The sequence below is a fragment of the Aequitasia blattaphilus genome, from assembly GCF_024721305.1.
GTDB classification, from domain to species: Bacteria; Bacillota; Clostridia; order Lachnospirales; family Lachnospiraceae; genus Aequitasia; species Aequitasia blattaphila.
Window position 1 is genome coordinate 42,969 of the sequence record NZ_JAMXOD010000019.1, and the last position, 9,219, is coordinate 52,187.

At 40.2% G+C, this 9,219-nt stretch carries 8 protein-coding genes; 5 read left to right on the forward strand and 3 right to left on the reverse strand.

Annotated elements, in window-relative coordinates; genetic code table 11:
• Positions 1-26: 26 nt before the first annotated feature.
• Together NHH15_RS12290 and NHH15_RS12295 are read right to left on the reverse strand one after the other, a co-directional pair.
• Positions 27-1,052, reverse strand: coding sequence for a sensor histidine kinase (locus NHH15_RS12290; protein WP_262066964.1), 1,026 nt, complete (start codon positions 1,050-1,052; stop codon positions 27-29).
• Positions 1,045-1,635 (reverse strand): response regulator transcription factor, encoded by a 591-nt coding sequence (locus NHH15_RS12295; RefSeq protein ID WP_330639231.1) that lies wholly within the window; start codon positions 1,633-1,635, stop codon positions 1,045-1,047. Before NHH15_RS12295 ends, NHH15_RS12290 begins: the two co-directional genes overlap by 8 nt.
• A 48-nt stretch (positions 1,636-1,683) precedes the next feature.
• Between NHH15_RS12295 and NHH15_RS12300 the strand changes: the two genes are divergently transcribed.
• From NHH15_RS12300 to NHH15_RS12310, 3 genes are all read left to right on the forward strand, one after another.
• Positions 1,684-3,345: an ABC transporter ATP-binding protein gene (locus NHH15_RS12300; protein ID WP_262066965.1), complete on the forward strand. Its 1,662-nt coding sequence runs from the start codon at positions 1,684-1,686 to the stop codon at positions 3,343-3,345.
• 184 nt (positions 3,346-3,529) lie between these two features.
• Positions 3,530-4,765: an MYG1 family protein gene (locus NHH15_RS12305; RefSeq protein ID WP_262066966.1), complete on the forward strand. Its 1,236-nt coding sequence runs from the start codon at positions 3,530-3,532 to the stop codon at positions 4,763-4,765.
• A gap of 213 nt (positions 4,766-4,978) precedes the next feature.
• A complete protein-coding gene (locus NHH15_RS12310; protein WP_262066967.1) occupies positions 4,979-6,328 on the forward strand; it encodes an MATE family efflux transporter in 1,350 nt (449 codons plus the stop codon).
• A gap of 86 nt (positions 6,329-6,414) precedes the next feature.
• Here the strand turns inward: NHH15_RS12310 and NHH15_RS12315 are convergent, their stop codons facing one another.
• A complete protein-coding gene (locus NHH15_RS12315; protein WP_262066968.1) occupies positions 6,415-7,308 on the reverse strand; it encodes a LysR family transcriptional regulator in 894 nt (297 codons plus the stop codon).
• Between the two features lie 91 nt (positions 7,309-7,399).
• On the opposite strand from NHH15_RS12315, the gene NHH15_RS12320 reads away from it, so the two are divergent.
• Together NHH15_RS12320 and NHH15_RS12325 are read left to right on the forward strand one after the other, a co-directional pair.
• Positions 7,400-8,272 carry an SDR family oxidoreductase gene (locus NHH15_RS12320; RefSeq protein WP_262066969.1) on the forward strand — a complete coding sequence of 291 codons (873 nt, stop codon included), beginning with the start codon at positions 7,400-7,402 and terminating at the stop codon, positions 8,270-8,272.
• A 117-nt stretch (positions 8,273-8,389) separates the two neighbouring features.
• The gene (locus NHH15_RS12325; protein WP_262066970.1) at positions 8,390-9,076 is read left to right on the forward strand and encodes a phosphoribosylaminoimidazolesuccinocarboxamide synthase; all 687 of its coding nucleotides are present in this window, start codon (positions 8,390-8,392) and stop codon (positions 9,074-9,076) included.
• The last annotated feature ends 143 nt before the right edge of the window (positions 9,077-9,219 follow it).

Consider the following 9,219-nt stretch of genomic DNA (forward strand, 5'->3'; position numbering starts at 1 on the left):
TTGGCAGACAGAGTAGGTGTATCTTTTTACCTCTTGGGAAGTACAATTTCAAACACAGTACCAGTAGAGTCAGCATCCTTAACTTGAATGGTGCCGCCATGGAGGGTAATAATCTGCCTTACAATTGTAAGTCCAAGGCCATTCCCGGCGGTGGTACGGGAAGCATCACCCTGATAGAACTTATCAAAGAGATGATTTGCGGTTTCAGGTGTCATGTCAGGTCCTTGGTTACAGAAAAGGATGGTAACGTCATCCATTTCTGATAGAATCTGAATGGTAACTTCCCCGCCATCTGGTGAAAATTTTATGGCGTTATCCATGAGGTTAAGCCATACCTGTCTTAATAATTCTTCATCACCGGATAGGTATATCTCATCACTGTCAAAGATGATATTCACGTTTTTATTCGGCCATTTACTGAGCATCATGGCGATTACTAAGCGAATTTGTTTGCTGACGTTAAAATATTCTCGCCGGGTAAGGATGGTCTGTTGTTCAATCTTTGAAAGACTCAGGACGCTATTAGCTAAAGAGCTTAAGCGTTCGGATTCGCTGATAATTATGTCTAAATATTCTTCTCGTTCTTCTGTAGTTAGATCATTTCGTTTTAACATCTTGGCGAAACCCTTAATGGAGACAATAGGGGTCTTGAATTCGTGAGAGAAATTATTGATAAAGTCAGAACGTAGTATCTCCACACTACCTAACTCTTTCGCCATATGGTTAAAGCTTTGGAACAGGTCTTTCACGACTTCCGGATCTTTCGGTTCTACCCGGACATTGTAATTACCACTGGCAATCTCGTTAGCGGCACCGGTTAATATATGCCAAGTCTTTAAGGGTCTTCGACCAAAAAAGATGGCCATAAAGACAGCAACGAGGAGGCTGATTGCAGCAAAGAAATACATAGGACGCTGAAAGGTTTCGGAACGGATTAGTAAATTCATTCCGCCAAAGACGAGAAACATGGAAACCGACATAATAACAAATATAAAGGCGGTAAAGATAAGGAGCATGCTAAAGTGCTTTACTAGTGTTCTTAGTTTATTCACAGGTAATCACCGCCTTATAGCCGATGCCGCGAATAGCCACGAGTTCAAACTCAGGGTACTTATCAAAGCGCTTTCGCAGTCGGTTGATGTGGACATTAACAGTGGTGTCAACGGTATTGGACTCCATCCCCCAAATTTCATCCATCAGTTGCAGCCTTGTAAAGATTTTGTTTGGATATGAAAGTAATTTATAGAGAAGATAAAACTCTTTTTGTGGCAAAGTCTGGGTGTCTCCTTCCCGGGAAACAGTAAGGGCATCATAGTCTAATTCAACTTTACCGAGATGGAGTTTACGTTCATTGGCAATTTGAGAGCGGCGCAGCAATGCCTTGATTCGTAGCAGCATTTCCTCTTCGTTGACTGGTTTGACCATATAGTCATCGGTTCCCACAAGAAAGCCTTTACATTTCTCCTCTGGCAAATGCTTTGCCGTTACCATCAAGATTGGTGTAGAATCTCCACTTTTTCGCAGCTCTTCGGTAAATTCATAGCCATCCATTTGGGGCATCATCACATCTAACAAGATTAGATCAATATGCTGCGTATCCAGCAAATTCAGCGCTTCAATGCCATTTTCAGCCATAGATTCAAGAGATTGCCGCGTCTCAGCTTTCAGAGGAGGAATTAAAAAATGGCAGATAATGGAAAGAAAACAGGGGTAATGCCCATGGGCGGACGAGGCAATATAGGTGGTGGAGAAAAAGCGAAGAATTTTGGTGCTGCGATTTCTAAACTCGTGAGCTATTGCAGGCGCTCACTGCCCATTTTAGTTATTGCTGTAATTTTAGCAATTATAGGTTCGATATTTAACGTCATTGGTCCTGATTACCTTTCAGAGATGACGAATATTATTGTGGAGGGAATACGCACAGGGATAGATGTATCAGCGTTTACCTCAGTCGCTTTATTTTTAGCAGGACTCTATGGTTTGGGTTTTTTGTTTAATGTAATTCAAGGGGTAATGATGTCTAATTTGGCACAGCGTACCACGAAACGTCTGCGCAGGGATTTACTGGCAAAGGTGAATCGCCTGCCCCTTAAATATTTTGACGGAACTACAGTGGGAGATACTCTTTCCCGGATTACTAATGACGTGGATACCATTGGTCAGTCCTTAACCCAGAGTCTTAGCTCTTTGGTAACTTCGGTAACGATGTTTGTTGGTGCTTTGGTAATGATGTTTCATACGAATTGGTTGATGGCTTTGGCAGGGGTGGCAAAACAAGAATTTAATGAAATGAATAAGGCGTTGTACAATTCTGCATGGAAATCTCAATTCATGTCAGGTCTTATGATGCCGTTAATGGGATTTGTTGGTAATTTAGGCTACGTTGTGGTTTGTGTGGTAGGAGCGGTATTAGTGATGAATGGCTCAATTTCTTTTGGTGTGATTGTTGCATTTATGGTCTATATTCGTCTTTTTACCCAGCCTCTTTCCCAGATTGCTCAAGTAATCACCAGCTTACAGTCGGCAGCAGCAGCCAGTGAGCGGGCGTTTGCTCTTTTAGAAGAAGAGGAGCTCTCTGACGAGGAAGGAAAAATAGAAAATTTCCAGGTAGAAAGAGGTGACATTGAATTTACCAATGTACGATTCGGCTATCAGCCGGACAAAGAGATTATACACAACTTCTCAGCTTCGGCGAAGGGAGGACAAAAAATAGCTATTGTAGGCCCAACCGGTGCAGGGAAGACGACCATGGTAAATTTGCTTATGCGTTTCTATGAATTGAATGGTGGTTCGATTTCTATTGATGGTAAGCAGATGGATGGTCTTACGAGAGAAAACGTACATCAACTTTTCGGCATGGTTTTACAGGATACCTGGCTCTTTGAAGGAACCATTAGGGAGAACATCATCTACAATAAAGAAGGAGTTACCGAAGAGCAACTTATAGAAGTGTGTAGGGCAACGGGATTGTACCACTTCATTAAGACCTTACCGAAAGGTTTAGATACTGTCTTAGATGATAATGCCAGTCTTTCAGCAGGGCAGAAGCAATTAGTAACGATTGCAAGAGCGATGGCGGAAAATGCTCCCTTGCTAATTCTTGATGAAGCCACAAGCTCAGTGGATACCCGCACCGAGGTGTTGATTCAAAAGGCGATGGATCGTTTAATGGCAGGAAGAACTTCTTTTGTAATCGCCCATCGGCTCTCCACAATCCGCAATGCTGACCTGATTCTCGTGATGAAGGATGGTGATATAATTGAAAATGGAACCCATGATGAGTTAATGAGCAAAAGTGGCTTTTATATGGACCTATACAATAGTCAATTTGACAAAGCTTCATAGATATAATCCTATAATTAAAAACGTATGACTGGAGGTTTTGAAGAAAAGCATGTTATACTATGTGATAGATGACTACTGGTGGAAAGCCAATGACAGGAGATCATGAAAATATATTTTTTTGGATGATTCTTCTGGTTATGTCATTTGTGATTATTAAATATCAGTCTCAAGAAAGGACTAATAAATGAGCAGCTTAATAGAAATGGTAAAAAAGAAAGAGGGAAAAGCATTTACACATGGAGGGAAATTCCATGCAGATGACGTGTTTTCGGCAGCACTGCTTCTCTATTTGAATCCGGAAATCGAAATAGTACGAGGCAATACCGTGCCGGAAGATTTTGATGGAATCGTATTTGATATAGGCAGAGGGGAATTCGACCATCATCAAAAGGATAGTCGCATACGTGAAAATGGAATTCCTTTCGCTGCCTTCGGCCTCTTGTGGGAGAAGCTGGGAGAAGAAATACTTGGTGAGGAGTTGGCTCTTCGCTTTGATGCAGATTTTGTACAGCCCCTTGACCAAAACGATAACACAGGTGAAAGAAATGAAATGGCTTCTTTAATCGGTGATTTCAACTTATCATGGGACGAAGAAGGTAATAACGACGAAGCATTTTATGAGGCAGTAAAACTTGCAGGAAATGTATTGGAAAACAAATTCGCGAAATATCGTGGAAACGAGCGGGCAGACCAGCAGGTGGCAGAATTTATGGATCAGGCAGAGGACGGAATCTTAGTGATGCCCAGATTTGTTCCCTGTCAGAAAAAACTGACTGACACAGAAATTGAATTCATTGTATTCCCCTCGAACCGAGGCGGGTACTGTATTCAGCCTCTGAAAAAACCAGGATCAATGAATTACAAGTGTGATTTTCCTGGGGAATGGTTAGGGCTAGAAGGTGAAGAACTACAAAAGGTAACCGGGTTAGCATCAGCCAATTTTTGTCATAAAGGCGGCTTTATTATGACAGTTGGTAAAATTGAAGACGCAAAAGAGGCCTGTAAAATCAGTAGACGAGCATACGTAAATGCACCAGTGATTATTTATTACAAAGAGAGGGATAAGGAGAGTCTGACCGATATTGCAGTGAAGAATCTGGAAGAAAAAGTTAAGATGGTGGCAGGAATGGAGCATACAACAATTAAGAGAATGTATTTTCCGGAAATGCCTCGTTTAATTGAAGATGAGAAGGATGGATTTTACGATAAAATAGATATGAAAAAAGAAGACTGGAAGAATATGCAAAAGAAAGAATTAAAGAAGATACTTAAGTATAAACCAGAGGCAGTAGTCATGGAAAGTGGAATGCTCATGAATTATCCAATGATACATCTACTCCGAAAGAAGCACGTTCCAGTGTTGATGGCGGTTCAAGAAGGTGAGAAGGTGCGACTTGTAAGAGTACCGTCTGGATCTTAGGTCTTTTCCATCGAGAGTATAATTATATAAAAAACTATAGTTTTAAATAAAAGAAGGAATTGCAGATATTTATTTTAAGTGTCTGCAATTTTTTTCTTTATAATAATTTCGAAGAAGATGGCTGGATTTGACAAGTGATAAAATATCCAGGCTTAGTGGATTGAAAACAAGGATACATAAGCGTATAATCTGAAATGAGGAAGGTTGTGTGAAATGAAAATAGATAAAAAGAATTTATTGTTTACAAATAAAGCACTGTTTCTGCTGATTGTCCCACTAATCATTGAACAATTTTTGGCCGTTATTGTTGGTATGGTAGACTCCATGATTGTGGCAAGAGCAGGAGAGGCAGCGGTATCCGGTGTATCGCTGGTGGATCAAGTCATGATTCTGATGATCAACCTATTTGCGGCTTTGGCAACGGGTGGTGCCGTGGTGGCAGGACAATACCTGGGAAGGCAAGAAAAAGAAAAAGGAAGCAAGGCAGCCAGCCAGTTGATTTATTTTATTCTTATTTCTTCAGTAGTTGTTATGATAGTAGTATACCTGTTAAAGCCCTTTGTGATACACGTTCTGTTTGGAAAGATAGATGCTGCGGTAGAAAGACATGCTAGTATTTACTTTGATATTGTAACGGCATCGATTCCTTTCATTGCTCTTTATAATGGTGGGGCGGCAATTTTTAGAACCATGGGTAATTCTGGTGTGACAATGAAAATAGCCCTTTTGATGAATGTGATTAATGTGGTAGGTGATATCGGCTTAGTCTATGGTTTCGGAATGGGTACAGCTGGCGTTGCCATTCCAACATTGGTTTCCCGGGCAGTAGCGGCATTTGTGATTTTGTTCCTGCTCTTAGATCAAAGTCGTTTACTGCATATTGCGAAAACGGCTAAAATAAGGTTGGATTTTAAAATGGTGAAACGAATTCTGCGTATTGGTATTCCCAATGGATTGGAAAATAGTATGTTCCAAGTAGGAAAAATCGTTGTCCTGGGTTTGGTATCATCTTTTGGAACTTATGCAATAGCAGCAAATGCAGTTTCCAATATTCTAGCTCTTTTGCAGATACTTCCGGGGATTGCATTAGGCTTGGCAACAACGGCAGTTATCTCTCGGTGTATAGGTGCAAACGATTACGAGCAGGCAAAATATTACAATCGCAAAATTATTATAATCGCTCACATTGCGATTGGAATGATGTCGGTTGTGACCTATTTACTTTTGCCTGTTTTTATGAAAATTTATGGACTGTCACCAGAAGCAGAAAGAGAAGTCTATATTATTATTACGATGCATAGTATTGGATGTACTTTGATTTGGCCGGAATCCTTTATTCTTCCAAGCACTTTACGAGCGGCAGGAGATGCGAATATCGCCTTATATATTTCCACTTTTTCTATGTGGGCTTTCCGAATCGGCTCGGCCTTTTTGCTGGCCAAGGTTTTGGGAATGGGGGTAAGTTCTGTTTGGGTTGCAATGATGATTGATTGGGGCTTTAGATGTGTGTTGTTTATAATTCGCTATTATAGTGGAAAATGGAAGGATAAGGCAGTTGTTTGATTGGTGTTATTTATATTTCGTATAACTTTATGCTAGATCAGAATTTCTCATGAGAGTGCCCTGATGCTATGATAAAAACAAGTAAATCATAGTATCAGGGTACTGTTTTTTTGAAACCACTTAATAAAGAGAGGAACTGCCGGGTTGATGTTCTTGTGGGAGTACCCAATTACCATATTTGTAGAAGGCACATTTTGAATTGGGATTGCAACTAGATTTTCTGGCATTGCATCCCGGCACCCATCCGTTAGAATGGTAATTCCTTTGCCTAAAGATACCATCATTAATAAGGTTATTACGCTGTCACAAGTTCCGCTGTGAAGGGGAAAAAAGCCATTGCTTAGGTAGAGGCTAATCACATATTCATACCAAGCATTTGTAATGTGTTTGTGAACACAGAGATATGGCTGATCGTAAAAATCCTGGAAGCATACACTGGTTTTGGATGCCAGCGGGTGGTTTTTAGGAACGATTAAAACGGTAGTTAAATTACTGAAAGGAAGGTGCCCAAGACCAGCATTGCCTGCAAGGGTACTGCCCATTGTTAGGGTGAAATCATGAGTCCCATATTTAAGAGCAGACAATAAGTCGTTGTGATTCCCATCATGAAGTTTCAGCTGAATTTTGGGATGATCAGCTGTGAAATTTTGTAGTAGAGACAAAAGTGAGTTCTCAGTACCGCCACGAAGAAAGCCAAAGTTCAGAGTGTCGGCATTTTGAAAGGCTTCGCCGGTGATATGTGCTAAACCACGGTTGTATTCCAGCAATATATTGGTTGCGTATTTCAGGAAGGATTCGCCTTTTGCTGATAGACTTACTTGTTTCGTGTTACGGTCAAATAGCCGACATCCCAATTCTGTTTCAAGATGTTTTATATGGCGGGAGAGAGTTGGCTGGGTGATATATAGGTTTTCTGCAGCCTTGGTATAATTAAGGGTTTGTGACAAGGTGAGAAAAGATTGTAGTTGTTCAATATCCATCAGAAAACCTCCTTTTGATATTTGTATCTTTATAAAACATGGTAACAAATCAATGTAAAATATACAACAAAAAGAAAAGGAGAAATGTGTAATGATTCTAGTAACGTGTGCAGCTGGCGGTGCAGCCAGTCATGTGATCCCTCAGTTAGTAAAAAAAGGTTTGGAGGTTCGGGCACTGGATATCTCTGATAAGGTAGAAAAGTTAAAAGAGATAGGTGTAAAAGAAACAATAGTAGGAAATTGTCGTGACCGTGAAGTGATTAAAAAGGCAATCAGTGGATGTGATCAAATACTCTATATGCCACCACTTTTTGTGTACGATGAAGCAGACATGGCAAAGCTTTGTATTGATGAAGCAATTGAAGCGGGAGTAAAGCAATTTGTTATGATGTCTGTGACACATCCGAATATGTCAACGCTTTTGCAACATACTCAAAAACTTTATGCGGAGGAATACCTGGTTTATAAGGGATTATCTCATAATCTTAACTATACCATTTTACAACCAATGCATTACAATCATAACTTTTCGATTCCGATGGTTTGGGAAACGGGAGCATACAATTGTTTCTACACTAAGACAACTAAATTAAGTTATGTCGATGCAGCAGATGTAGGAGAAGTTGCGGCTAAGGTGTTAAGCGAAGATGGGCATCAGAACGCCACATATGAATTGGTAGGCAATGACTTTTTATCACCAGTGGATATGGTGGAGCTCTTTAATGAAATTACAGGACGGGGCGCTGTGTGTAATCAGGTGCCGGTAGAAAATATTATTGAATACTTTGGGAATGGGAAGTATGACAGCTATTTCGTGAAAACATTTAAGTGCCTGTCAGAGACATATGGTGATTATGGGATTGCAGGAAATGGAAATGTTTTGACGTGGCTGCTTGGAAGAAAGCCAACAACTTTTAGAGAATACATTAAAAATGAAATGGATAAGTATGGGTTACAGCCATAAAAATTGAAACGATAAGGGCATTTCTTTGGAAACCGAAGAATTCACATGACAAAAAAGAGGGGAGTATAGTATGATAGAGGGACAGTAGATTATTAGTAGAAACAAAAGGAGACCAGAATGAAAAAACTATATGATGGAAAAACAAAGGATGTCCTTAAGGACGAAGAAACAGGAGCTGTTTACTTACTATTTAAAGATAGCGCAACGGGAGAAAACGGTGTCTTTGATCCTGGATCGAACACAGTAGGTGGCAGCGTTGAGGGAAAAGGAAAGACGGGGCTGAAAATCTCCAGCTATTTCTTTGAACTGATGGAAAAAAATGGCATTCCAACGCATTATAAAGGTGCGGATATTGAAAAAGGATTAATGGAAGTACGAGAAGTAACCGTTCCGCCACTGGAGTTTGTTCTTCGTTATTTTACTGCAGGAAGCATGTGCCGTCGTTTTACTCTTGAGGAAGGCATTCCATTTGAGCCACCATACTTAGAAGTTACGTTAAAAGATGATGAGCAAGGGGATCCGCTGATTAGTGAAAGGTTATGCTTGATGAAAAATCTGTTGGCGCCAGGTCAGTATGATGAGGCTCTTGGAGTACTAGAGAAAGTAGGAGCATTACTGAGAGAAGAAGTGGCAAAGATGGGTTATACACTGATTGACTTTAAGATTGAATTGGGTTATGACGAGACTGGAAAAGTAGTTGTTGCAGATGAAATCACTCCAGATATTTGGAGAATTAAAGATGAGAATGGGAACATTCCGAATCAAATTGATTGTGCAAAGATGCTTTTAGAAAAGATAGGTTAAGAAAATAGAAAAGTTTTAAAGAGGGGACCGTTGCAACAGTTCCCTCTTTTTTTGCTTTATAGGAAAGTCCGTGACTTTCCTATAAAGTTAAAAAATAGTGCCCTTGAGATTAAGGACACTAAAAGAAACGATGTATATTTTAG

What these genes read in the sequence shown, in the direction of transcription:
- NHH15_RS12295 (WP_330639231.1), bottom strand. Translation starts at nt 1,635, where the DNA reads ATGGCTGAAAATGGCATTGAAGCGCTGAATTTGCTGGATACGCAGCAT.
- NHH15_RS12300 (WP_262066965.1), top strand. Translation starts at nt 1,684, where the DNA reads ATGGCAGATAATGGAAAGAAAACAGGGGTAATGCCCATGGGCGGACGA.
- NHH15_RS12305 (WP_262066966.1), top strand. Translation starts at nt 3,530, where the DNA reads ATGAGCAGCTTAATAGAAATGGTAAAAAAGAAAGAGGGAAAAGCATTT.
- NHH15_RS12310 (WP_262066967.1), top strand. Translation starts at nt 4,979, where the DNA reads ATGAAAATAGATAAAAAGAATTTATTGTTTACAAATAAAGCACTGTTT.
- NHH15_RS12315 (WP_262066968.1), bottom strand. Translation starts at nt 7,308, where the DNA reads ATGGATATTGAACAACTACAATCTTTTCTCACCTTGTCACAAACCCTT.
- NHH15_RS12320 (WP_262066969.1), top strand. Translation starts at nt 7,400, where the DNA reads ATGATTCTAGTAACGTGTGCAGCTGGCGGTGCAGCCAGTCATGTGATC.
- NHH15_RS12325 (WP_262066970.1), top strand. Translation starts at nt 8,390, where the DNA reads ATGAAAAAACTATATGATGGAAAAACAAAGGATGTCCTTAAGGACGAA.